Annotated in this window: 21 protein-coding genes, 1 tRNA gene and 1 pseudogene; 15 read left to right on the top strand and 8 right to left on the bottom strand. The window is 40.4% G+C overall.

Annotation, left to right across the window (positions count from 1 at the left end):
* Window positions 1-50: 50 nt before the first annotated feature.
* From ACM0OR_RS23950 to ACM0OR_RS23935, 4 genes are all read right to left on the bottom strand, one after another.
* Window positions 51-272 (bottom strand): type II toxin-antitoxin system RelE/ParE family toxin, encoded by a 222-nt coding sequence (locus ACM0OR_RS23950; protein WP_414579034.1) that lies wholly within the window; start codon window positions 270-272, stop codon window positions 51-53.
* On the bottom strand, window positions 269-457 hold the full coding sequence (locus tag ACM0OR_RS23945) for a hypothetical protein (RefSeq protein WP_414579033.1): 189 nt from the start codon (window positions 455-457) through the stop codon (window positions 269-271). The genes ACM0OR_RS23950 and ACM0OR_RS23945 overlap by 4 nt, the downstream gene beginning before the upstream one ends.
* 89 nt (window positions 458-546) lie before the next feature.
* Window positions 547-631: transfer RNA gene (locus tag ACM0OR_RS23940), tRNA-Ser, on the bottom strand.
* 110 nt (window positions 632-741) lie between these two features.
* On the bottom strand, window positions 742-1,665 hold the full coding sequence (locus ACM0OR_RS23935) for a TIGR04168 family protein (RefSeq protein ID WP_414579032.1): 924 nt from the start codon (window positions 1,663-1,665) through the stop codon (window positions 742-744).
* Between the two features lie 408 nt (window positions 1,666-2,073).
* Between ACM0OR_RS23935 and nadA the strand changes: the two genes are divergently transcribed.
* The 4 genes from nadA to ACM0OR_RS23915 all read left to right on the top strand — a co-directional run bounded on the left by nadA (window position 2,074) and on the right by ACM0OR_RS23915 (window position 5,050).
* Window positions 2,074-3,048, top strand: coding sequence for a quinolinate synthase NadA (nadA, locus tag ACM0OR_RS23930; protein WP_414579031.1), 975 nt, complete (start codon window positions 2,074-2,076; stop codon window positions 3,046-3,048).
* Window positions 3,049-3,171: 123 nt separating this feature from the next.
* Complete coding sequence (locus ACM0OR_RS23925) at window positions 3,172-3,996, top strand: hypothetical protein (protein ID WP_414579030.1); 825 nt, start codon at window positions 3,172-3,174, stop codon at window positions 3,994-3,996.
* 170 nt (window positions 3,997-4,166) lie between these two features.
* Window positions 4,167-4,547 carry a DUF1778 domain-containing protein gene (locus ACM0OR_RS23920; RefSeq protein ID WP_414579029.1) on the top strand — a complete coding sequence of 127 codons (381 nt, stop codon included), beginning with the start codon at window positions 4,167-4,169 and terminating at the stop codon, window positions 4,545-4,547.
* Window positions 4,547-5,050, top strand: a complete 504-nt coding sequence (locus ACM0OR_RS23915) for a GNAT family N-acetyltransferase (protein ID WP_414579028.1) — start codon at window positions 4,547-4,549, stop codon at window positions 5,048-5,050. Before ACM0OR_RS23920 ends, ACM0OR_RS23915 begins: the two co-directional genes overlap by 1 nt.
* Before the next feature lie 66 nt (window positions 5,051-5,116).
* On the opposite strand, the gene ACM0OR_RS23910 is transcribed toward ACM0OR_RS23915, so the two are convergent.
* Complete coding sequence (locus ACM0OR_RS23910) at window positions 5,117-6,613, bottom strand: protein kinase domain-containing protein (RefSeq protein WP_414579027.1); 1,497 nt, start codon at window positions 6,611-6,613, stop codon at window positions 5,117-5,119.
* Between the two features lie 150 nt (window positions 6,614-6,763).
* Window positions 6,764-7,621: a hypothetical protein gene (locus ACM0OR_RS23905; protein WP_323268970.1), complete on the bottom strand. Its 858-nt coding sequence runs from the start codon at window positions 7,619-7,621 to the stop codon at window positions 6,764-6,766.
* A 153-nt stretch (window positions 7,622-7,774) separates the two neighbouring features.
* Here ACM0OR_RS23905 and ACM0OR_RS23900 point away from each other — a divergent pair, with 153 nt between their 5' ends.
* From ACM0OR_RS23900 to ACM0OR_RS23885, 4 genes are all read left to right on the top strand, one after another.
* Complete coding sequence (locus ACM0OR_RS23900; protein WP_414579026.1) at window positions 7,775-7,951, top strand: hypothetical protein; 177 nt, start codon at window positions 7,775-7,777, stop codon at window positions 7,949-7,951.
* 105 nt (window positions 7,952-8,056) lie between these two features.
* Window positions 8,057-8,548, top strand: coding sequence for an NADAR family protein (locus tag ACM0OR_RS23895; protein WP_414579025.1), 492 nt, complete (start codon window positions 8,057-8,059; stop codon window positions 8,546-8,548).
* A gap of 490 nt (window positions 8,549-9,038) precedes the next feature.
* Window positions 9,039-11,753: a GAF domain-containing protein gene (locus tag ACM0OR_RS23890; protein WP_414579024.1), complete on the top strand. Its 2,715-nt coding sequence runs from the start codon at window positions 9,039-9,041 to the stop codon at window positions 11,751-11,753.
* A gap of 179 nt (window positions 11,754-11,932) precedes the next feature.
* On the top strand, window positions 11,933-12,955 hold the full coding sequence (locus ACM0OR_RS23885) for a molybdopterin-dependent oxidoreductase (RefSeq protein WP_414579023.1): 1,023 nt from the start codon (window positions 11,933-11,935) through the stop codon (window positions 12,953-12,955).
* A 59-nt stretch (window positions 12,956-13,014) separates the two neighbouring features.
* Here ACM0OR_RS23885 and ACM0OR_RS23880 read toward each other — a convergent pair whose 3' ends face one another.
* Together ACM0OR_RS23880 and ACM0OR_RS23875 are read right to left on the bottom strand one after the other, a co-directional pair.
* The gene (locus ACM0OR_RS23880; RefSeq protein WP_414579022.1) at window positions 13,015-13,758 is read right to left on the bottom strand and encodes a hypothetical protein; all 744 of its coding nucleotides are present in this window, start codon (window positions 13,756-13,758) and stop codon (window positions 13,015-13,017) included.
* A gap of 773 nt (window positions 13,759-14,531) precedes the next feature.
* Window positions 14,532-14,657 (bottom strand): annotated as a pseudogene (locus ACM0OR_RS23875) (tyrosine-type recombinase/integrase); the annotation flags it as partial.
* Between the two features lie 496 nt (window positions 14,658-15,153).
* Between ACM0OR_RS23875 and ACM0OR_RS23870 the strand changes: the two are divergent.
* The 7 genes from ACM0OR_RS23870 to ACM0OR_RS23840 all read left to right on the top strand — a co-directional run bounded on the left by ACM0OR_RS23870 (window position 15,154) and on the right by ACM0OR_RS23840 (window position 25,219).
* Entirely contained in the window at window positions 15,154-16,536 is a 1,383-nt protein-coding gene (locus ACM0OR_RS23870) for a CmpA/NrtA family ABC transporter substrate-binding protein (RefSeq protein WP_414579021.1), read from the top strand.
* A 101-nt stretch (window positions 16,537-16,637) separates the two neighbouring features.
* Complete coding sequence (ntrB, locus tag ACM0OR_RS23865) at window positions 16,638-17,477, top strand: nitrate ABC transporter permease (protein WP_323266193.1); 840 nt, start codon at window positions 16,638-16,640, stop codon at window positions 17,475-17,477.
* Between the two features lie 396 nt (window positions 17,478-17,873).
* A complete protein-coding gene (locus tag ACM0OR_RS23860) occupies window positions 17,874-19,607 on the top strand; it encodes a diflavin flavoprotein (protein ID WP_414579020.1) in 1,734 nt (577 codons plus the stop codon).
* 136 nt (window positions 19,608-19,743) lie between these two features.
* Window positions 19,744-20,256, top strand: coding sequence for a phosphate-starvation-inducible PsiE family protein (locus tag ACM0OR_RS23855; protein ID WP_414579019.1), 513 nt, complete (start codon window positions 19,744-19,746; stop codon window positions 20,254-20,256).
* A gap of 57 nt (window positions 20,257-20,313) precedes the next feature.
* Entirely contained in the window at window positions 20,314-22,050 is a 1,737-nt protein-coding gene (locus ACM0OR_RS23850; protein WP_414579018.1) for a diflavin flavoprotein, read from the top strand.
* Window positions 22,051-22,176: 126 nt separating this feature from the next.
* Window positions 22,177-24,180, top strand: a complete 2,004-nt coding sequence (locus ACM0OR_RS23845) for a nitrate ABC transporter ATP-binding protein (protein WP_414579017.1) — start codon at window positions 22,177-22,179, stop codon at window positions 24,178-24,180.
* Between the two features lie 196 nt (window positions 24,181-24,376).
* A complete protein-coding gene (locus tag ACM0OR_RS23840) occupies window positions 24,377-25,219 on the top strand; it encodes a nitrate ABC transporter ATP-binding protein (RefSeq protein ID WP_414579016.1) in 843 nt (280 codons plus the stop codon).
* Window positions 25,220-25,464 lie beyond the last annotated feature (245 nt).

Here is a 25,464-nt window from a genome sequence, read left to right as displayed (position 1 = left end):
TCTAGCATCCCTAGGTTCTATAGATGATGTTTTTTGTCAATGCGTAAGTCCTAGTAATATATAATTCTATATGACCCTTCAATTACTTCTCGGATTTGTTCAGTTTCAAACTCTGGTACGGTTCGTCCTGACATGAGGAAATTGACAATCTGCTCAGAACGCCTAGTAATGCGGTCAACTACCCTAGTTGCATATTGGGGAGACGTTTGAGCAATATAAGCATAAATTGCTGAGAGATTTTCTACGGCTGTTGTTGTCCAGTAAACTTTCACTCTGGCAGTCCAAAATTTTTCCGCACTTCTTGTACAGAAATTAGATTACCAGCCTTGCTATCAGCTAGTCCAGCTTCAACAGTTTGTCTAACGTAAATTTGGTACATCAAATCATCCCATGTGGAATTTTCTGGTAATCTGTCAATCAATTTCCGGGCTTCTTGTTTGATGTTGATTTTTTTCATCACTGGTTAACCAAATACTGCTTGTGCATCCATTTGGATATATTGTAGATGCAAAATCTCTGTGGATTTTTATAAAAACGAGAAATCAACGGAGAGGGGGAGATTCGAACTCCCGGAGGTTTTAGCCTCATCCGATTTCAAGTCGGACGCAATCGACCACTCTGCCACCTCTCCAAATAACCTGTCGAGCTACTGCTAATCCTACATTTTTAGGTTGGCAATAAAGCTGACAGATAATACTATATCCTATCATCTACGCAGATGGTACTACTGAAGGCGAATATCTACGATAAACTACGTGAACGCTCATAAAAAATTTCTTCTGATGCGACTTGGAAATCTTTGCCAACCCAAACTAGGGCGGCTTTGGTAACTACACCCGCCTCTAGGGACACTAGGGAAAAATTCCGTAGTTTTTCGCCGTCATTCTCTACAATCCTGGGTACACGGGCAGCATTTAAGTAAATTATCCCCTCTGGGCTTCTAAAGACTGTTTTTCGCAGTTCCTTCTTAGTGTGTCGTAAGGTATGGTGCATATGCCCAAATGTCACCAAGGAAATCTGTTTACCAATGGTGATACTTAGAGAAATCGCCTCAGCTAAATCGGGGTCGCCAAAGTCGCCGCCTACAGGATGCCAATCTTTACCACAGGGGTCTTCTGGGCGATGCCCTAATCCACTCGGCCCGTTATGACCGAGAAAAATGATTGTGTCACAGGCTGCACTTTTTACCGCCGCAAAGATTTTCTCTGCTGATTCTTCCAAACTTGTCACACCGTAACGGTCTTTGCAGATGTCAGCAAATCTCCATTCATGACCACCCCAACTAAAAGGACGACCCCCTACTACAGTTAAATTCCACTCTGGGAAATCTAGCTTACCGTAACCAACATGAGCTACACCGAGTAAATCGAGTTGTTCCTGTACCCAGTCTTCTTTGGTGCGATCATAAGGGCATTTCTTGCGTCCCCACTCTGTCGCAGTGTACCAAGCGTCGTGGTTGCCCATAACTGCTGCTTTGGGAATGTCCAGGGAAGCGATCTCTCTTACTACTTCCACCGACTCGTTACCAAAATCCCCCACAAATAGCACTAAATCAACACCCAGATGCTTGAGTGCAATGCTATCTTCTGTTTCCCATTGGTCGTGAACATCTCCCACTACAGCAATTTTGAGAGTAGTTATTGATTGAGATTTTTGACTGGTCATGCCACTTTCCTTGCCGTACAACAAATGCCACAAAATCAACACTTCCAGCACTTAACATAACTTTCATGCTCAAACAATGTTCAAAAATGTTACTTTCAGTGTTTAGCACCCCATTTTAAGCATTGTTTTATACTTAGCTTTCATACTCAACTAATGCTCATTCACTATTATCTCTCTTTGTACCCTTAACTATGCTTTTTCTATTCGCCCGAACTCGATAAGCTAGTTCACGCATTCAAATTTTCAATAGGCATAAAATTACACTTGCATTGCCGTATATTTCCAATATAGGAAACTCGGCCGAATTTGGATATAAATTAGGGCTATTACCCCACCTACTATTTTTGGTAAAAACTACTATAATTGATTCACAAGATCACAACCTGCAAATTTAAGCAACTCTTAACTGTGTTTACCACTGCTTTAGCTCAACGCGAACAAACTCAACCAGGTGGACTACCACTAGATTTATTTGCCGCTATTGAAGGTCTAAAAAAAGAACTTAACGCGGTGATATTGGCGCATTATTATCAAGAGCCTGATATTCAAGATATTGCAGACTTTATTGGCGATTCATTACAACTAGCTAGAGCCGCAGAAAAGACAGATGCAGATGTGATTGTCTTTGCTGGGGTTCACTTTATGGCAGAGACAGCCAAAATACTCAATCCTGACAAGTTGGTGCTGTTACCGGATTTGAATGCTGGTTGTTCTCTAGCTGATAGTTGTCCACCAGCAGAATTTGCTGCTTTTAAAGCCGCGCATCCCAATCATTTGGTAGTTTCTTATATTAACTGCTCTGCCGAAATTAAGGCAATGAGTGATATTATCTGCACCAGTTCCAATGCTGTGAAAATTGTGCAGCAAATACCCCAAGAACAGCCGATTATTTTTGCCCCAGACCGGAATTTGGGGCGGTATGTGATGGAACAGTCCGGGCGGGATTTGGTGTTATGGCAAGGTAGCTGTATAGTGCATGAAACCTTTTCTGAGAAGAAGATTGTCCAATTAAAGATAACTCATCCAGAAGCAGAGGCGATCGCACACCCAGAATGTGAAAGTAGCGTCTTGCGTCATGCCAGTTTTATTGGCTCTACAGCCGCTTTACTCAAATATTGCCAAACCAGCCCTAGCCAAGAATTTATCGTGGCTACAGAGCCAGGTATCATTCACCAAATGCAAAAAGTAGCTCCTAACAAGCACTTTATCCCTGCTCCCCCAGAGAATAACTGTGCTTGTAACGAATGTCCATTTATGCGGTTGAATACTTTAGAAAAACTATATTGGGCGATGAAAAACCGGACTCCTGAAATCACGATGTCAGAAGAAATCCGCATTGCTGCAGTAAGACCAATTCAACGGATGTTAGAGATGAGTTTTTAGATTGATTGGATGTGACTGCATCTACTTCTATCTAAATCTTTTTTTAATAATTTTAAAAACTTGATTTTGAGTAGGTGTAGCAAATTTTTGATATCTTAATGAGGAAAGATTATCGAAGTTTTTATGCTTGACGCAAACACAAATATCATAATTACGGTAGAAACCAAAGAAATCGTTAAAACCCTCAGCAATTTTCTCAATGATATTAAACCTCATCTTGAGAAGATGCTGGACACGGGTATATTAGGTCCTGGCATAAATAATTTAGCTAATGAGTTTGTATTAGGGGTACAGGCAGTAAATACTTTTTTTGCAAATGTCTATAAAATGTGCGTTCAAGCTATTTCTTCTGCTTTTACCGCGATTGGAAGTTTATCGGCAGGTTTCATTAGCAGTTTACAAGCTACTGGCACAAATGCCATAAAGTTTCTTGCAACTCCAGCAGGAACGGTGATTGCAATTGGAGCAGGAGTGTTAGTTGTCAGTGGTCTTGCTTATTTTTCCTATAAGACTTACACTTCTTGGAAAGAGCGACGAGAGCAAGAAAAAGCTAAAGAAAGAATTCTTTTAGAGAAACAGCAGCAGTTAGATAAGATAAAGCAGAAAGTTATTGGCTTGATTGAACAGCCTGAAGCAATAGCTGAGTATTTTAGAAAAGGTACTTTTGTTCGAGAGCTTTTTTCGATTACTGGGATTTTGCAGGAAGAAGTATTACTCTTTAAAAGTGAAATCAGAGAAATATTGAAGTCATTAAGAGAATTTGGATACGGAAGGAAGAATAAATTTTACAGAGAATCTTCTATAAGCAAATGGCTGACTAATCGTTGGTGGGAAATGAGAAGAGATGTGATGGGGCAAAAACTACCTAGTGCTGAGTATATTGAATTATGGGATTATTCCTGGGATTCCGAGTTTGCAACCCTGATAGTTCAACCTGTTCTCTTATAGTAACCTGTTCTCTTATAGTATAGAAGCGATTACTAGCTAGTATAGCTGATAGCCCGCTAACAATTCAGCGCACGGAACGCGGGCAACAGTTTTTGTCTTTAATTGAGTCCGTCTGCGTTTGATGGCCTTCACCGTTAAACCTTCTACATGGAAATATCCCTGCTGAAGATATGAATAGGACTTACGCTTATCAGTGTTTACATACGGCAAATTGCCGTATAGAATTAGAGTTAAAAGCCCATCTAAAATTATCTTGTACTGATATGGCTGATGCAACTCATGGAAAAGCGATCGCGCGGCTAGAGGCTCGTGTCAGCCCAGAAACTAAAGCCCTTTTGCAGAAAGCAGCCGATCTAGAGGGACGTACTCTAACTGATTTTATTATTTCAAGTGTTCAAGCAGAAGCTCTCCGAGTTATTCAAAAACATCAAATACTCAAACTCAGTCTTGAGGATAGCGAAGCTTTCGTCCATGCACTACTAAACCCACCAAAGCCTAATGATGCGCTAAGAGCAGCAGCTATACGATATAAGCAAGTAATGAAAGACTAATGGTTCTCAAAATTGAACCACTGAACGTTCGTAAGCATATCCGCTCAGATTTCTCTTGCGGAAAAGATAGTTTAGACAATTACATACGTAAGCAAGCATCTCAGTATCTCAAAAGACGAGTCGCAACCGTATTTGTCTTAATTGATGAGCCTGAGCTTAATATTTTGGCATATTACACACTTTCTTCATACACTATTGACATTACAGTTTTGGATGAAAGTTTTGCTAAACACCTGCCTCGTTACCCACGATTACCAGCTACGCTACTGGGTCGTCTTGCTGTTGATCATAGACAAAAAGGAAAGCGATTTGGTGAACTCATGTTGGTAGATGCTCTCAAAAAGTCGCTAGATGTCTCTACACAAGTAGCATCGTTGGCTGTGATAGCAGAGGCTTTAGACGAGGAAGCTTTGAGTTTTTATATAAAATATGGCTTTCGACAATTTAAGCAAGATTCGATGAAACTCTATCTCCCTCTGAAATCTATTGAAGAGCTTTATTGAGCTAGTACAGCCGAATAAAACTTTGTAGTAAACAAATCAGAGATATTAGCAATGAAGAAAAGGAAATTAACTTTCACTTAAAGCAATCAAAAAAAGTATAATAAAAAAGAAAGCTGTCAAACATAGACCCACAATTGCCCATGTCCTTTGATTAGCTTTAAAAGCTTCAATACTAGCCCATCTACGGCTTTTCCATGCCCATTCATTACCCTTAATTCCTAGGACAATTAGCATTACAAAGCCTAAATAGGGTATGAAGCATAAAAGACCTATCCAAACTTTGTTACCAATACTCCAAAAAACTCCCATCAAAAAAGCTCCCCAATTCCAACCTTTAATTTCTTGTGGAACAGGAATAGATTCGTCAAAAATACGCCCACACCCTGAATTATTAGCTGGAGCAGGTGTAGAGTTACCAGAATAGGTAGGCGTTGAATAATCTGGATTTTGATAATTAGGTGGAGAATTTCCCGAATAATTAGGTGTTGAGTAACCTTGATTTTGATAATTAGGTGGAGGATTTCCCGAATAATTAGGTGTTGAGTAACCTTGATTTTGATAATTGGCTGGAGGATTTCCAGAATAATTAGGTGCTGAATAACCTGAATTTGCCTGTCTCAGTCCCAAAAATAATAGAACTTCATCAGCAGACTGGAAACGATGATCACCTCTTGGAGCTAACATCCGATTTAATGCTTGACTCATGAGGGAACTGACAGTTATTTCCCTATCCCATTTCCAAGTTAATGTATATTGATCCAATAATTGTTGAGGCTGTTTACCAGTCATCAAAACAATAGCTGTCACAGCTAAAGCATATAAATCGCTATTTGGAGCTACGATTCCCAACCTGATTTGCTCGTCAGGTGCATAACCCACCTTCCCAATACTAGTACCTCTAGGGGTTGGTGTTGTTTGTAAATTAGTTGCAACATTAACTGTTACTTGTTTAACAGCACCCATGTCAATTAATACTGGGAGTCCTGTTTTGGTGCTGAGAATAATATTATCGGGAGAGATATCTCTGTGAATCACGCCTTGGGAGTGCAGGTAGCTTAAGACAGGAAGCAAATCCTGAAAAAGTTTCATGATTTCTGCTTCACTGAAGCGTCCCCCTTGTCTGAGGCGTTCATTCAATAATGATTCATAGGTGCGTCCTTCAATAAAGTCTTCCACTAAAAATAATCGGGAATTTTCTTGAAAAGCTTCCCAAAATCTCGGTATTTGAGGATGCTGTAGTTGATAGAGGGTGACAGCTTCCCTCTGAAACAACTCTACTGCTTTATTAAGTGCGCCAGTTCCCTGCACAGAAGGAATAAACTCTTTAATGGCTACTTTTTCACTAAAACGACCGGTATCTTCTGCAATATAAGTTCTACCAAATCCTCCTTGACCTAGTAGTTCCCGAAATATGTAGCGATCGCGGAATCTAGTTCCCGGTTGAATACCAATTAAGGTAGGATCTAAATTATGACTGGAGTTTTGTAATGATTCACCACAAGTGGAACAAAAGTTAGATCCGGCAGTGGTTTGGTGTCCTCTACTACAAGTAACATAACTCATAGATAAACTTTTATATTTAATAGTTCTGTCTAAAAAGCAACTCCACTTAAGTATATAGGCTTTTTACATACAAAAATATCCTGTGTTACTTAAATTATTTGCAGTAACAGTTATTTACATTAATTAAGAAAATCATGCAGTTTGGGTAATTTATAACTTACTCTTTGCTGCTTCTTGTTGCGCTGTCTCACTATATTTTCTATACAGTTGTGTACGTATTTTCGCTTCTTGATAGCGACTGTATTCTGGTGGTACTGCTGCCATTAAATCAGAAGCTCTTTGCCACATAGCAGCTAGTTCCAACCATTGCGTTGAAGTTGTAGCTGTTTTACCAGCAGCAGAAGCTTGATTAGCAATTCGCACGGCGGCGGCAAAGGAATCTTCAGCTTTATCGCTTGCTGCTGATTTTGTCTGGCTAGTATTAGCTGTAGCAGAGATCCTCCTATTTTCTAGCTGCACTAAGTTTTTCAGTTGTGCGCCAAATTGGTTATAAATCACCCAACCTAGGGATAGCAATAAGCAGAAAGCTAATGCTGATTGCCATTTAAATTTAGGTAATTTTCTGGGTTTATCTTTGTAAGTTAGGGGTGATAACTCAGGTAAATTATGTTGACCTAGTTCTTGAGATGCTTGAAAATCTTGAATTAATTGCTGGACAACATTTGGTTGAGCTAGAGTAATTTCCTGTGACCAGAGTAATTGATTTTCGCGCTCAATTTCTGTCAACCACAATAATTGCTGTTCCCGAACAATACGACTATTGATATTTACCCGGCGAATATTACGCGGTGCAATAGATTCAAGAATTTGCTGGATTTGTCCTACTAAGCTAGATTGCTCAAGTAGCTCTACTTTAGCAGCCTCACACAACAGTTGTAAGACACCATTGGCAAAAACAGCCCGGATTCTCACACCCGACTTTGTGAGGTTGTCGTTTAATAGTTGAATAATCGCTGCAACGCTACCTTGATGGGCTTGCCAAGCGATATCGTTGATCCGATCTACCATTTGATATGTATTGATGGCTTTTAATCCCTGATTTTTTAACTGAATGATAAATTAAGGCTGCCGTTCTACTGAACTTTACCTTGTCTTCGATTTTACGGTTAAAAAGATCAGGTTGCCACATAAAATCTTAAAAATCTTACCTCTCTCTACTGAATGCTGTTAGCGGTAGCGCGGCGTTTAGCCGGTGCTAAAACGCGATATATCGCATTTCTACAGGATGGGGTTAGCGATCGCTTGCGTAGTTTTCACCCTGTTAGTATAGATATTGCGATCGCCATGACTTTAACAACCAAGCAATGGATGAACTCAAGCGATCCTATGTTGCCATAAGAACAACAGCCGCAAATCGCACCAATTCTCAATTTGACCAACTCAGCACTTTTCATCAGTTGTTGGTCTAAAGTGAAATTGATAGATTGATAAAAAAATTTTCAAATGACCATTTACTTTTATAAAGCTTGGCAACCTTTCGGCTGTTTTTCTAACTTTTCTCCTCACGGTATTGAAATTTACGGTAGTTACTGGTCAACGGTAGAGCATTTCTATCAAGCACAAAAGTTTGTTGGTAGTGTCGATGCCGTCATTATCCCCGTGATTCGTGCAGCCAAAACCCCAGAAGACGCTGCTGCTTTGGGTCGATGTAGTAGCCGCAGACTACGCTTAGATTGGGATTTAGTCAAAACTCAAGTTATGCGAGAAGCCGTCTTGAAAAAGTTTCTTACCCATAGTGATATTCGAGAGATTCTTTTGAGTACGGGGAATGAAGTTTTAGTAGAAAATTCACCGACTGATTATTTTTGGGGTTGTGGTGCAGATAACACTGGTCAAAATCATCTCGGTAAAGTTTTGATGAGTGTACGTGAAGACCTCCGCCAGCTACAAATATTAACAGTATTATCTGGTGATTATTTGGGAGAAAAAGGTTAATTTTATGACCTAACTCTGGAGAAAAATTTTATACTTTCCTTTCCTTTAAAAATAGGGCTTGATGTTTTGCCTAACAGTCAACTAATTTTGGATTTTAGATTTTGCGTTCGCGTAGCGTGTCGTAGACAAAAGTTCTGTAGGCAGGTTTTCCAACCTAGGAACGTCACTTGCTACAAGCCGAAAAACCTGTCTAACGCAGCTTTTTTTCCATCTAAAATTAGCACAGTCAAGAAAGCTCTTTTGTGAGGCTGTTAGGCAAAAACTAGACAACCTCTATTTTTGGCGAATATTTTGGTAAATATAAAAACATTTAAGTTGTATTATTTAGATATTTTTACTGGATTCATAACCGGATCAACAAGATAAAATCAGATGAATTATTATTGAAATTTTTACCTTTCTATCATTAGTCAACTCAGGGTAAAAATATTTTAGTTTCATGTTGGGTAAGATGAGGCCAAAAATTTTATCTTGTTAGGTACACTGAGTAATGCAATTTACTGATAAGTTAAATAATTTTTCGCTTAATTTCGAGCAAGAGAATTTACTATATCGGATCACTAACCGGATTAGGCGATCGCTAGAACTACAAGAAATACTAACCGCTACAGTTGTCGAAATTCGGGAGTTTTTAGCTACAGATCGGGTAATGTTGTATCAGTTTGATCCTGATGGTAACGGCAAAGTCATTGCTGAATCTCTTCATGAACAACGTTTACCATCTTTATTGGGGTTACATTTTCCCGCAGGTGATATCCCCCAAGAGGCGAGACGAATGTTTCTCTTAGCAAAACAACGCTCAATTGTTGATGTGGTTAGTGGCACAATTGGGCTATCGTCATTACAATCACAAGACCAAACACAAACTCAGTTAAATCAAAATATCTACTATCGCCGAGTAGATTCATGCCATATACAATACTTACAGGCGATGGGTGTGCAGTCTTCTTTAGTTGTACCAATTTTATTATCTGACCTGCAAAAACCAACTGCACAGCCAGAATTATGGGGATTGTTGGTATCACACCACAGTCAACCACGCACTATTTTAAAGCGGGAACTGAAATTAGTTCAGCAAATTACTGATCAAGTCGCGATCGCGATCGCTCAAAGCAACCTCTTGGCGGAAACTCGCACCCAAAAACGACGAGAAGCCATTATTAACCACGTCAATACACTTTTACATCAGCAACCACACATAGAATTGCAGTCAGCCCTAGAAGCAACTATCAATATTTTAGGTGGCACAGGTGGCAGACTTTATATTAGTAAAACTCAGAAACTATATATCTGGGGTGAACAACCCAGTCTCATTTCCGAATCAGCCAACAGTGTGATTGAACAGCATCCCGTGTGGCAATATTGGATAAATAAATCCCAACCGGGTGATGTTTGGGCTATTTCTGACCTTTACAAAGAAACACATTTACAGATTTTAGCTTTTGCGTTTCAGTCTACTCCGATTCGAGGAATGTTGGTGATGCCTCTACACTATCGCCAACGGTTGATCGGAGTCATGAGTATTTTTCGCCCAGAATGGGACACACAAGTTTTATGGGCTGGACGATGCGAACATAATCAACGCCAACGACTACCGCAGATTTCTTTTGAGATGTGGTGTGAGCAAAAAAAAGGTCAAGCACCGCAATGGAGTGCAGCAGAAATTTCTCTAGGACAAAGCTTGGCTGCTGATTTTGCGGTTGCTATTCAACAGCAAAATACAAATCAACAGCTACAAACACTTAACATGGACTTAGAATGTCGGGTTAAAGAGCAAACTGCCGAATTGGAGAAATCATTCTTAATTACCAAGGTAATTAAACAAGTTACCGAACAAATCCGCCGTAGCTTAGATTTAGATACCACCCTACAAACTATTGTTGAGCAAGTCCGTTCCCTACTCAATTCAGATCGACTCTTGATTTATCAAATTTTGAGTGAATTTAATGGTGAGGTAATTGTTGAAGAACTAAATGGTGATTGGGATTCAGTTTTAGGATGCAAAATGCTGTTAGGGTGCTTACCTGAAGAGTATACCCATCTTTATGGTCGAGGTAGGGTCAGAGCAATTAATAATATTGCCACTGCTTCTTTGAGTGCTTGTCATCAAGATTTTTTGCAGAGTTTGCAAGTACAAGCTAACTTAATTGTTCCCATTAATATGGGGCAAAAACTTTGGGGATTACTCATTGCTCATCAATGTGATGCGCCTAGAGATTGGCAAGAGGCAGAAATAGATTTATTACAACAGTTAGCAGATCAAGCTGCGATCGCTATTTATCAAGCAGAACTTTACGAACAAAGGTGTCTAGCCGGAAATGCAGCGAAAGCTCAAGCGGCACAGTTAGAAAAGACTTTGATACAATTACAAGAAACTCAAACAAAACTGATTCAAAATGAAAAAATGTCTAGTTTGGGACAATTAGTAGCAGGTATAGCCCATGAAATTAACAACCCTGTCAACTTTATTCACGGCAACCTCTGCCATGCTAATGAATATACTCAACAATTATTAGAACTTTTAGCACTCTATCAAAGTTACTATCCTCAACCCCATAATGAAATTTCTCAAGCACTAGAAGGCATAGATTTAGATTTTGTTATAGAAGACTTGCCTAAAATTATCTCTTCTATGCAGGTAGGTGCAGAGCGTATCCGGTCTATAGTTTTATCATTACGCAATTTTTCCCGGCTAGATGAATCTGAAAATAAGTTAGTTAATATCCATGAAGGTATAAATAATACTTTATTGATTTTGCAGCATCGTCTCAAAGCGAATCCTGATTTCTCTGGGATTAAAGTCATCAAAGACTATGGCGATTTACCATTAGTAGAATGCTACGCCGGAAAGATGAATCAAGTCTTTATGAATATTATATCTAATGCCATTGATGCTCTAGAAGAACAGGAGTTAGAAAATAAATCGATTAAACCAGAAATTTGTATTTCGACTCAAATATCTCTAGATAATTCCCGTTTGTTGATTCGCATCGCAGATAATGGGCTAGGTATGAATCAAGAATTGAAAAACCGGATTTTTGACCCATTTTTTACTACTAAATCAGTAGGTAAGGGTACAGGATTAGGACTAGCTATCAGCTACCAGATTGTTGTTGAAAAACACGGTGGGACTATAGATTGTGTCTCAGAAGTTGGCATGGGTACAGAGTTTTGGATTGAGATCCCTATTAAACTTACTAGGTAAATTTAATAGTAATCTTTCAGGAGGTCTAAAGAAAACGAAAAACGACCCCCTAAAATCAAGCAATAAGATTAGGAAACAAGGGAAGAAAAAGCGATAAAAAGTCTTACTTGGCTTGAAAAAATAATTTTGGTAACTTATCCAACTCGAATATAATACCATTAACCTTACTTATTGCTAAAATGAATGAGTCAGATGATTTTTTCCAGAAAAAGAGCATGAGTCATGTGGGAATGATTGCAAAGTTTCCATTATGTGTTCATGATCTTGAGTCTTTCATTACTCCTGAAAACCATCTATTTGTCCTCAGTCATTTGGGAATTCCCAATATTGATATTGCTCAATGGAGGTTAAAAATTTCGGGATTAATAGAGCAAAATATTGAATTTTCATATGAGAATTTGCTGAATCTAGAGTATCGTGAGTTAACCGTTTTTCACCAATGTTCCGGTAACCCACTCCAACCAAAAATTCCGACAAGACTTATCACTAATGTTACATGGGGAGGCGTTTCTCTAGGCAAAATTATTCATCGATTGCAAGTTAAACATCAAGCACATTATGTCTGGTTTGTAGGGCTTGATCACGGTGTTTATGAGGGAGTTGCGAGTGATGCCTATATTAAGGATATTCCTATCGAAAAAGCATTAGATAATGATGTGCTACTGGCGTATAAGCTAAACGGAAAACCTTTATCGGCAGAGAGGGGTTTCCCTCTACGGCTTGTTGTTCCAGGTTACTATGGCACTAACTCGGTGAAATGGCTCTCGCATATTTATGTCACAGATAGGCGATCGCCAGGAATTTTTACAACTACCTTCTATAATGATCGAGTGGGAGAGGATACTGCAACTTTAAAACCCGTTTGGGAAGTTGCACCGGAGTCTGTAATTGTTTATCCCCACCAAAATGAGGTATTAAATCTTCAACCTCAAACACTTTGGGGCTGGGCTTGGGCATTCAATGGCATCCAGTCAGTTGATATTAGTACGGATGACGGCATTACTTGGCAAGCTGCCGAAGTTGAAGCGCGGTTGCAATATGCCTGGCAAAGATTCACATTTCAATGGACTCCATCAACGCCAGGACAATATAAATTGATGAGTCGCGCCACTGACTGTAATGGGGCAATTCAACCAATTCAGGAAGAACGTAATGCTGTTTATGCAGTAGTAATTACGGTTAAATCAGTGAACAGTAAATAGAGGAGAGAGCAAAATCCCCCTCCTCCATCGCATAATCTATGAAAAAATGCAGAGATAGCTTAGACAGGATTTAGCGATCGCTCTGACTGATAAACTCTAGCAAAGGGTTCTTGACAGGAATGAGTTGTAATATAAGCATGAAACTCATTGATCAAGTCGGTAAAATACTCAAACGCTACATCAATAAATTCTAGTATTTGCTGATAAATCTCCTCTGGCACTTCAATCTCTGCCATTACTTGCAGAGAAGCAGGAGTATGGAGAGTGTGAGTATTTTCTATGTGGTTGTGCCGCATTCCGAAATAACGGAACTCTGCTTCAACTAGTTCTTGCAGTTGTAGTGCCGCAGACATAGTTGAACGGAAAAAGACATTTGCTGTCACTTCAGAGACTTCTATGGCAACTAATTTGATAATCGGATGCGCTCCATGAGTATACCGCTCGAACAGAGGAAACATGGAACGGGAAACCTTAGTATGCTCACTCCAAATGAATCGCACCGCATCGCTAAACCGCATAGGATAGTCAATGCCCATCTTTTCCATGTCTTCCAATAACCATTGCCAATGGAAATGCTCTTCGTGGGTATGCACGTTGACCATATCTTGAATGTAATTGGTCGTTGGCTCATCTCTGAGAACTCTTTTGCACAACTCACTGAACTCCATTGCCAGTGGAGTAATTACAGGTGCAAATGCTAACCTCTGCCGGGGGTCAATTGTCTCGTCTTCCATATACTGAAAGAACGGCAACTGGGCATATTCCTGATTCTTTTTTTCGATCAACTCAAGAATTGATTTCATTTTAATACTCCTAAAGATAGACAATGGATAAATAACCAACTTGTTTATCTAGTTGGTATACCACTCTCAGATAAAAGGGTCTAGCAAATGCAATGTGATTTCCCGTGGATACAAGCTCTCCCTTAGAAGAGAAGTAAACTGCGGTAAATATTTTCTCTTATTGTTCGCCCATCTTGTTCAACATTTATTCAATTCAAAATGTGAATTGAATAGATAGGATTATCAACAGTTATTAGCACAATTAAAGAATAGCTGTCCGTTGGGATTCAGAGTCCTTTAACAATACAATTGGGGTGTTTCAGTGGGGTCAAATCCCCGATTAAAACTGTGATAACTGTTCATTGATTTAATATTTCATGAGTTGATAAATACTTCTCCTTTTTGCTGATTATCTAGCTTATGAGTTACTCATCAATTTAGCTAGTCATATAAATTAGCTTCAACTATCTTATTAATTCTGTCTCTGGCTTGTAAATTGGTTAATCTACGGTTTTTTTATATTTAATATGGTAATTATCTCAGTATTTTTTGTTTCTATTAAAGTATTTTTCTAAAAATTGAACTACGTAAATCTTCTATAATTTTTGGCTTTGACTGCTATATATGGGATTCCTGTATAAATTATCTTTGATTTCTGGAAAAAGCTACGAGATAATACGAGTACAAATATTTGTATAAAAAACAGCAATGAAAATCCAGTATCTACAAGCTGCGATGGCAAAACTACAAAAATTTATCAACCTCAGTGCTGAGTGAACTAAGAATTAGCGCAGCTAGTGTATACGGTAGTTTTGCAGTTGCTCCAAATTTCGGTGTCCACTAATTTCTTGGATGACACGCAAGGGAATTCTGGCATTGTTCATTAAAGTCAGCGCAGTCCGGCGGCAACTGTGTGTTGATGTGATAATACCAATCAATACAATAAGACCTAGTGATCTGCGAAAATAGTTAACGCCTTGAAATAATTCCATCCACGCCCAAGTAAATAAAGAGCCATTTGCTACTACGTCTAACACTGTATTGATTTGGCCATTCAATCGTAATCATTTATAAATGCCAATACATTAAACTCTAATGTGGCTTTTTTACTCAAAGATAAATTTTTACTTATACATTTAATTAAATATTTATTTAATACGTGTCTGTCTAAAGTAAACCACTTTGGCATTAATACCTGTACACTGATTCCAATACCTGAATAAGTGCAATAGCAAAAACACAAAACAGCCATCAAATCATCAAGAGTCATCCATCTTAATTTTGCTGTACATAAGTAGTTATTATCAACTAACTAAGCACGGTAAAAAATATCATGAAGGCTGCAAGAAACATTAAGCTTTACTTGCATTAGTTCTTGCATACACAAAAATAAAAATTCACTGGGAAGAAATTTTTATGTCAGAATTTTTTAATCAAGTTACTCGCCGCAAATTTATCTTCACAGCCGGAGCATCAGCCAGTGCTGTGTTTTTAAAAGGGTGTTTAGGTAATCCGCCAGAAGCTAACACAGGAGGGAATACCCAATCTGTACCAACTGCTCAAGCAGCAGCAAATATTAGCCCAGAACAAGCTCCAGAAGTAACTAAAGTCAATTTAGGATATGTGCCGATTGTGGAAGCTGCGCCTTTAATTATTGCTCAAGAAAAAGGCTTTTTTGCGAAGTATGGTATGACCAATGTTGAGCTAGCCAAACAAGCTTCTTGGGGTGCAGCTAGAGATAACGTAGAAATTGGTTCGGCTGGTGGTGGGATTGATGGTGGTCAATGGCAAATGCCTATGCCTCATTTAATTACGGAAGGTTTAATTACCAAGGGTAATAAGCCAATTCCCATGTATGTATTATGTCAGTTAATCACACATGGAAATGGGATTGCGATCGCCAATAAACACCAAGGTAGCGGTATCGGCTTAGAATTAGCGAGAGCTAAGGCTGTATTCTCCAAACTCAAAGCCTCCCCCACGCCCTTCACAGCCGCCCAAACCTACCCAGCCGTTAACCAAGATTTCTGGATTCGTTACTGGTTAGCAGCCGGAGGTATTGACCCCGATGCAGACGTAAAATTGCTCACCGTTCCATCAGCGCAAACCGTCGCCAACATGAAGACAGGAACAATGGATGCTTTCAGTACCGGCGACCCCTGGCCTTTCCGCATCGTTAAAGACAAAATTGGCTATATGGCTGCACTGACAGCAGAAATTTGGAAGAATCACCCCGAAGAATATCTTGCTATGAGAGCAGATTGGGTTGATCAACATCCCAAAGCCACCAAAGCTTTATTAAAAGGCATCATGGAAGCTCAACAGTGGTGCGACAACTTTGATAACCGCCAAGAAATGGCTAATATTTTGTCACAAAGAGCTTATTTTAATGTGCCGGTTGATGTTTTAATCGACCCATTCATGGGTAAATATGACATGGGTGAAGGTCGCAAAATTGATGACAGATCAATGGCAGCTTTGTATTGGAAAGATGAAAAAGGTAGCGTTTCTTATCCTTATAAGAGTCATGATTTGTGGTTCATTACCGAAAGCGTGCGTTGGGGATTCTTGCCTAAAGATTACATTGTAAATAATGCTGCCAAAGCTAGAGCATTAATCGATAAAGTCAACCGCGAAGATATTTGGAAAGAAGCAGCGAAAGAAGCAGGAATTGCGGTTGGTGATATTCCGACAAATACATCTCGTGGTGTAGAAGAGTTTTTTGATGGTGCAAAATTCGACCCCGAAAACCCCGAAGCATACCTCAAAAGTTTGCAAATCAAAAAAGTCAGTGTTTAATCAATAGCTTTCTAGAGACGCGATTCATCTCATCTGGGTATTGAGTAGAATTTACACCTCTACACCCCTTTTCATTTGTCATCTGAGGAACATTAAAAATCATGACCATAGCACAAAGAAGAGCTGCTAACCCAAAGTTTGAGAACAGCTTCCTATCTCGTCTGCAAAAACAATTTCCTGAACTTGTTCCGCCGATTTTGGCGATCGCAATTTTTCTCGCTATCTGGCAACTGTTTTCTTGGACTCCTGGCGCGACATTACCAGGGCCTATTAAGGTTATACAAGATACTTGGATTTTGATTTTGTATCCCTTTTATGATAGAGGTGGCATTGATAAAGGATTATTTTGGCAGATTTGGGCTAGTCTGCAACGGGTAGCTATTGGTTACTCTTTAGCTGCCGTGATTGGTATTGCTTTAGGCATTGCGATTGGTGTGAATAAAACCATGTCTAAAGCTTTAGATCCTCTGTTTCAGTTATTGCGAACTGTACCGCCTTTAGCTTGGGTGCCGATTTCCTTAGCAGCTTTAAGACAAAACGAACCCGCCGCCTTGTTTGTCATCTTTATTACCGCAATTTGGCCGATTCTCATTAACACGGCTGTAGGTGTCAAAGAAATTCCCCAAGACTATAACAATGTTGCTAAAGTGCTGCAACTGTCTAAAAAAGACTATTTCCTTAATATTCTCATTCCTGCGGCTTTACCCTACATTTTTACTGGGTTGAGAATTGCGATCGGTTTAGCTTGGTTAGCAATTATCGCCGCAGAAATTGTCATGTCAGGAATTGTCGGTATTGGTTTCTTTATCTGGGATGCCTATCAGAATAACTACATCAGCGAAATTATTTTGGCACTAGTTTACATCGGTGTAGTGGGTTTGTTACTAGATAAACTCATGGCTTGGATTCAAAACCTGATTTTACCGACAGAACAGAAGTAATACCAATTCGCAATTCGCAGTTGGGTAGGGTGCGTCAGTGCGATAGAACCGAACTATACTCAGAAATTATTCATGCTGACGCACCCTACAGTTTGGATATTTTTTTATCTGGAAGTCCCTAATTGATGGTTAACGGTTAACCGTTAACTGTTGATGCTGAGTATCACATTATCCGTTATTAGTCATGTTTATGAAACTTATTGCCACAATTTAAATTTTTCATGGGTAGGAAACTAATGATAAACATTGATATATCACAATGATTATTCAATTCCATAAACAATAAAATTTACTAATCAATCGCTTCAGGAATTGGCATTTTACTAATTTTTTTTTTCAGGTAAACATAAGAGATAAGAAAACTCGCTCTACATAATATATTTTTGGATAAAACTAATGGTCGCACTCACACAACTTAATCAAGTTAACCCCAACTCTGGAAGATTGACAATTGAAACTGTGGAAATTGCCCCTCAAACAACTGCTATTCGTTGTCTAGATTGGGATAGAGAACGTTTTGATATTGAGTTTGGTTTAAGGAATGGCACGACTTATAATTCTTTCTTAATTCAGGGTGACAAAGTTGCTTTAGTTGATACTTCTCACCGCAAGTTTGAGCAGTTATATCTGGAAATAATTACAGGATTAATCGACATAAATCAGGTTGATTATTTGATTATTAGCCACACTGAACCAGATCATAGTGGCTTAGTTAAAGATATTTTGCAATTAGCTCCTGATATTACTGTTGTTGGGGCTAAAGTAGCTATAAAATTTTTAGAAGATATGGTTCACCAGCCCTTTAAATCAATGCTGGTAAAAAGTGGAGAACGCCTAGATTTGGGCAATGGTCACGAGTTAGAATTTATTTCTGCGCCTAACTTACATTGGCCTGATACAATCTTCACTTATGACCATAAAACTAGCATTCTTTACACCTGTGATGTGTTTGGAATGCACTACTGTGATGATCACACTTATGATGAGAATTTCACTGCAATCGAAGAAGATTTTGCATATTATTATGACTGCCTTATGGGGCCAAATGCGCGGTCTGTATTGGCAGCTTTAAAGCGGATTGAAAAGTTAGAAATAGGAACAATTGCAACAGGTCACGGGCCTTTACTAAAATACTCTACTTCTGAATGGATTGAACGTTATCAAAATTGGAGTTTAGAGCAAGCTAAAACAGAGACATTAGTAGCTTTATTTTACGTTGAAGATTACGGTTATAGTGAGAGTTTAGTAAGAGCGATCGCCTCCGGTAGTGCAAAAACAGGTGTGGCAATAGAATTAGTAGCTCTCAATGATGCCGAACCCCAAGAAATCAGAGAATTAGTTGCACAAGCGGCTGGTTTAGTGATTGCAATGCCTCCCCAATCTTCATCTGTAGCACAAGCAGCCTTAAACACTATCTTGGCTGCTGCTCACAATAAACAAGCAATTGGTTTATTAGAGTCGGGAGGAGGAGAAGATGAACCCGTTTACCCCTTACGCAATAAGTTTCAAGAACTAGGATTAATTGCAGCTTTTCCCCCTATTTTAGTTAAGGAAATTCCCACCAAAGTCATAGAGCAATTATGTGATGAAGCAGGAACGGATCTAGGGCAATGGTTAAATCGCGATCGCACAATCAAACAAATCAAATCTCTCAATAGCGAAATCGAAAAATCCCTAGGGCGGATTAGCACAGGATTGTATATTATCACCGCCAAAAAAGGAGACGTTCAAAGTGCAATGCTGGCTTCTTGGGTGACACAAGCAAGTCTTAACCCCTTGGGAGTAGCGATCGCAGTTGCCAAAGATAGAGCCATCGAATCCTTAATGCACGTAGGCGATCGCTTTGTGTTAAACGTCTTGGAAGAAGGCAGATATCAAGGATTAATGAAACATTTCCTCAAGCGTTTTGCTCCCGGTGCAGATCGCTTTGCTGGAGTCAAAACATATCCGGCTGCTACCAATGAATCGCCTATTTTAGCTGAAGCTCTAGCTTACATGGAATGTGAAATCACCAGCCGCATGGATTGTGGAGATCATTGGGTGATTTATAGCACCGTTCAAACTGGACGAGTTGCCGAGGTAAATGCACTAACCGCCGTCCATCACCGCAAAGTTGGTAATCATTACTAATTTGTGAATTGTTATTCTTCCCAGCCTCCTTGTCCCCCTTGTCTCCCTACCCCATGCGCAGAGTTCTCTAATTTTGAATTTTGAATTTTGAATTTTGAATTAATTAGCCCCCTTCCCTAATCTCCTCACAACAGCCATGTACAATCCTGCTGAAGATAACTCAACCCCTATGTATGAAATCAATCGGGGACGCGTCGTGCGAACCTTGGAATTTATCCAAGACGTGATAGTGATTTGTCTGTGTATTGGTTTATTTAGCTTCATGTTACTTCAGGTGAGAGATATGTTTCTCTCCTTACTTCCGCCGCTAAATTTTCATGCTGTCACCGCCGATATTCTTTTTTTACTAATCTTAGTTGAGTTATTCCGACTGCTGATTATCTACCTACAGGAACATCGAGTATCTATTGGGGTAGCTGTTGAAGTTGCCATTGTTTCTGCCTTACGAGAAGTGATTGTTAAAGGTGTTCTAGAAACCAATTGGACTCAGGTTTTAGCGACTTGTGCCTTCTTATTAGTTCTAGGAGTCTTACTAATTCTGCGCGTCTGGCTACCCCCCACCTTTGAAGGCATTGATCCAGAACAAGCAATATCAAAACGCTATCAGAGTCGAATCAAATCGGAATTAATAGAAACCAACAACCATTAAAAATCAAAATTCAAAAACTCCTACCTCCTGTCAATTCCCATATCAAGAGAGGTTACTATGTCTGCTAATACTGTAACAACCAATCGTCAAAGAGATGTTCAGGTAGCTGAAATTGGTAAGAATACATTAATTTTGCGATCGCGGACTTGGGAGAGACTAAAATTTGAGGTTGAGTATTCCCGCCAAAAGGGAACTACAGCCAATTCTTATCTCATCCAAGCTGATAAAAAAGCTTTAATTGATCCCCCTGGTGAATCTTTTACGGAAATTTACCTCCAGGAACTAGGGCAACATCTAGATTTCACCACCCTAGATTACATTGTTCTCGGTCATGTCAACCCGAACCGTAGAGCTACTTTGCAAGTGTTGCTCTCTCAAGTTCCACAAGTCACCTTAATTTGTTCTCGCCCTGGGGCTAATGCACTCAAAGCAGCTTTTCCTGAGTGGGAATCACGCATTCAAGCTGTGCGCTCTGAAGATACTCTAGATTTAGGACAGGGACATCATCTTACATTTGTCCGCGTACCGACTCCCCGTTGGGCTGATGGATTGTGTACATATGATTGTGCCACCAAGATTCTCTATACAGATAAATTATTTGGCGCACATATTTGCGAAGATACCTTATTTGATGAAGACTGGAAAACTTTAGACGCGGAACGTCGTTACTATTTTGAGTGTCTCCATGCACCCCAAGCCAAACAAGTTGAAGTTGCTTTAGAAAAGTTCTCGGCTTTCCCCGCCAAATCTTACGCCCCGGCTCATGGGCCAGTTGTGCGTTACAGCCTCAGCCGATTTAATTATGATTACCGCCAATGGTGTCAAGGGCAAAAATCTCAAGAATTAAGTGTAGCGTTGCTTTATGCTTCTGCTTATGGAAATACAGCAGTTTTGGCGAATGCGATCGCTCAAGGTTTAATTGAAAATGGCGTTAATGTCGAATCTATCAACTGTGAACTAGCAGATACCGCCGAAATTACCCGCATTGTCGAAGCAAGCGACGGATTTATAATTGGCTCACCCACTTTAGGCGGCCATGCGCCTACTCAAATTCAAACTGCTTTAGGAATAATTCTAGCCACAGCAGCGAAAACCAAATTAGCCGCAGTGTTTGGTTCTTACGGCTGGAGTGGAGAAGCCATTGACTTAGTAGAAAACAAACTCAAAGATGCCAATTATCGTTTAGGATTTGAATCAATTCGCGTCCGCTTCACCCCTACATCGGAAGTTCTTCAACAATGTCAACAAGCCGGTGCAACCTTTGCCCAAAACTTGAAGAAAACTAAAAAATTGCGGACTACCCGCCAAGTTGTGACAGAAACCCATGTAGATCGTACCGAACAAGCAGTAGGGCGGATTATTGGTTCTTTGTGTGTTGTCACAACTCATGATGAAGACACCCACAAAGGCGTTTTAACTTCTTGGGTATCTCAAGCCACCTTTAACCCTCCAGGCATCATGATTGCGATCGCTGATGAACAAAATGCAGATTTAATGTGTCATTCCGGCGATAAATTTGTGCTGAATATTCTCAAAGAAGGTAGAAATGTCCGCCGCTATTTTTCCCGGCAAAGCACTTTAGGAGATAACCCATTTATCAATCTTTCTACTAAAACCGCCGTTAATGGTTCTCTCATTCTCACCGAAGCATTGTCCTATTTAGAATGCACAGTTCAAAATCAAATTAAATGCGGTGACAGATGGTTAATTTATGCAGTAGTGGATAGCGGTGAAGTCCTAGAAAACGAAGGACTAACAGCCCTCGAATACCGTAAATCAGGCAGCTATTATTAATTCATAATTCGTAATGGACTTCGTCCCGCTACGCTAACGTAATTCGTAATTGGTGAAATTCTGCCTACTGTTTGCTCTATCGTTCCTTGCCAATTTTTTGATTAAATTACCAATTTTAAAGCTACTATGCCTACATTCGTTGCTGTTGACCAAATTGACAAAGTATTTAACCTGACTGGCGGTGGTCAATATATCGCCTTGAAAGGAATTGATCTACAAATTAAAAAAGGTGAATTTGTTTCTTTAATTGGTCACTCCGGTTGCGGTAAATCGACTTTATTAAATATGATTGCTGGTTTGGATTTACCCACAGAAGGTATTGTGACTCTGGAAGGACAAAGAATTACCAAACCCGGGCCAGATAGGATGGTGGTATTCCAAAATTATTCTTTGTTGCCTTGGCGGACGGTACGAGAAAATATTACTCTGGCTGTAGATTCAGTCATGCGGGGAATGCCGGCAGCTGAACGGAAGGCGATTGTTGAAAAACATATTGATATGGTGGGTTTGCGTCCCCATGCAGATAAACAGCCGGGGATGTTATCGGGGGGACAAAAACAACGAGTTGCGATCGCTCGCGCTCTAGCGATTCGTCCTAAACTATTACTATTAGATGAACCCTTCGGCGCACTCGATGCCCTGACACGGGGTAACTTACAAGAACAGTTAATGCAAATCTGCGAAGAAAATCAAGTTACCGCCGTGATGGTAACTCATGACGTAGATGAAGCAGTGCTGTTGTCTGACAGAATTGTCATGCTCACCAACGGGCCAGAATCGAAAATTGGTGACATCCTCGAAGTTGATATCCCCCGCCCCCGCAAACGCATGGAAGTAGTAGAACATCCCAGCTACTACAGCTTACGGAGTGAGATGATTTACTTCCTCAACCAGCAAAAACGGGTGAAGAAAATCCGCGCCCGTAAAATAGCCGATGTGGCTAGGCATGGGTTAGAAAAAGTTAACCTAGAAATTGGCTTTTTACCCCTCACCGCCTGCGCCCCCTTAGCAGTAGCCAAAGAAAAAGGTTTCTTCACCAAACACGGCTTAGATGAAGTTAACCTCATCCGGGAAAGTAGCTGGCGCGGTATTGTTGATGGTATGGCTGGCGGTTATATTGATGCAGCACAAATGCCTTCTGGGATGCCCATGTGGTTAACACTCGGAGGACATAATAATAAACCCCTCCCCGTTGTCACCTCCCTCACCATGACTCGCAACGGTAACGCCATCACCTTAGCTAAACGCTTCTATGACCAAGGTGTACGTACCTTATCTGACTTCAAAGATTACCTACTGCGTACCCGCGAACAACGCCACATCATGGGCGTAGTGCATCCAGCATCTATGCACAACTTACTCCTACGTTACTGGTTAGCGGCTGGGGGAATTGACCCCGACTTAGATGTAGACATGAAAACCATCCCTCCCGCCCAAATGGTAGCTGACTTACAAGCCGCCACCATTGACGGTTACTGTGTCGGTGAACCTTGGAACTACCGCGCCGCCGAGGAAGGTGTAGGCTTTACCATAGCCACAGACTTAGAAGTTTGGTTAGGACATCCCGGTAAAGTTCTCGGTGTGCGGGAAGATTGGGCAGAGAAATATCCTAATACCTATATTGCCTTAACCAAAGCCTTACTCGAAGCCTGCCAGTATTGTGCTAACCCCAAAAATGCGGAAGAAATTAGACAAATTTTAGCAAGTAGAGATTACGTTAGCACCGATTTAGAGTACATCCAACTAGAAGACCCTAACGGTGTTACCTGTGATGTAGACCATCCACTACGCCAGTATGCTCACCATCAATTTTACTCCGAGTCAGCAATTAATCGCCCCAGTCGCACCGAACAAATGTGGATTATGAGTCAATTAGCCCGTTGGGGTGACACTCCCTTCCCTAGAAACTGGGTAGAAATCGTCGAAAGAGTTTGCAGCGTCCGCGTATTCAGCACCGCCGCCAGAGAACTAGGTTTAGATATCAGCTACACCCGCCAACCCATTCAATTATTTGATGGTACACCCTTTAACGCTGATGATCCTATTGCCTACCTCAACAGCTTAGAAATTAAACGTGATGTTTCCGTAGCCGAAGTCATCCTAGACTCACCCACTAGAAGAGTAGCTTAAATCAAAAACGAGCCTTTGAACTCCGTTCATGAGTATCAGAACCTCATCTACAAGCAATCAAAACTCCCCTGCTTATCCTCATTCTCCGCGTACCTCTCTCTTGAAAAGTTTCCTACGGAGGGAAACCCTCCTCCAGAACTTTTCACTGCGCTTCCCTCCCTAACCTTTGCGTTAAAAATCCCCCCCTCAAATCACCATGCAAAACCGTAGCACAACCCTTAGATCCCCCTCTTTCCCCAACATTAACTCCACACCATTCTTAGAAATCAAAGACGTTACCAAAGTCTACCCCACCAAAAAAGGCCCCTTCACCGTCCTTGATGGCGTAAACCTCAACGTAGAAAAAGGTGAATTCATTTGCGTCATCGGTCACTCCGGCTGTGGTAAATCCACCTTGCTGAATATGGTGTCAGGCTTTAACATTCCCACCACCGGACAAGTCTTACTAGAAGGTCAACCCATCACCAAACCAGGCCCCGATAGAATGGTAGTCTTTCAAAACTATGCCTTATTACCTTGGCGCACAGCCTTTGAAAACATCTACCTAGCAGTTAACGCCGTTTACCCCAACAAAATAGAAGCCGAAAAACGGTCAATCGTCCGCGAACACCTAGCAATGGTGGGATTAGGTGATGCAATGGAAAAGAAACCCACCCAAATGTCCGGCGGTATGAGACAACGGGTTTCCATTGCTCGCGCTTTGGCGATTCGTCCCAAAGTCTTAATTTTAGATGAACCTTTCGGCGCATTAGACGCGATTACCAAAGAAGAGTTACAGGAAGAACTGCTGAAAATTTGGAACGAAAATCGCTGTACCGTGTTGATGATTACCCACGACATTGATGAGGCCTTGTTTTTAGCAGATAAATTAGTGATGATGACCAACGGCCCACACGCCAAAATTGGTGAAGTCATGGAAATTCCTTTTTCTCGTCCGCGCGATCGCGCCCGCATCATGGAAGATCCGCAATATTACAAACTGCGTAACTATGCTCTAGATTTTCTCTTTAACAGGTTTGCCCATGATGATGTAGGCTGATCATAGGCTGTTGACTCTGTGCCTTTTTGGAGAATAAAAAGTTCAAGCACTGCTGAGATTAAGAAAAGAATTTAAAATAGAGTTACAAAAATTGTCCCAACGGCCAGCTATCCACTTACATCGCAGATGTAAGTGGATAGCTGCGTTATGTTGAAGCCAAAATGTACTTGATTTTATGCGCTGCGGCTCTGTTCTGGAGTTTAGACTAAGCAATGCAAGATAACACAGCAGGGCTGAGTGAATCG

It is taken from the genome of Anabaena sp. CCY 9402-a (assembly GCF_963920945.1).
Classification (GTDB): domain Bacteria; phylum Cyanobacteriota; class Cyanobacteriia; order Cyanobacteriales; family Nostocaceae; genus Trichormus; species Trichormus minutissimus.
The sequence above is the reverse complement of the archived record's forward strand: the minus strand, read 5'-3'. Positions and strand labels throughout refer to the sequence as shown.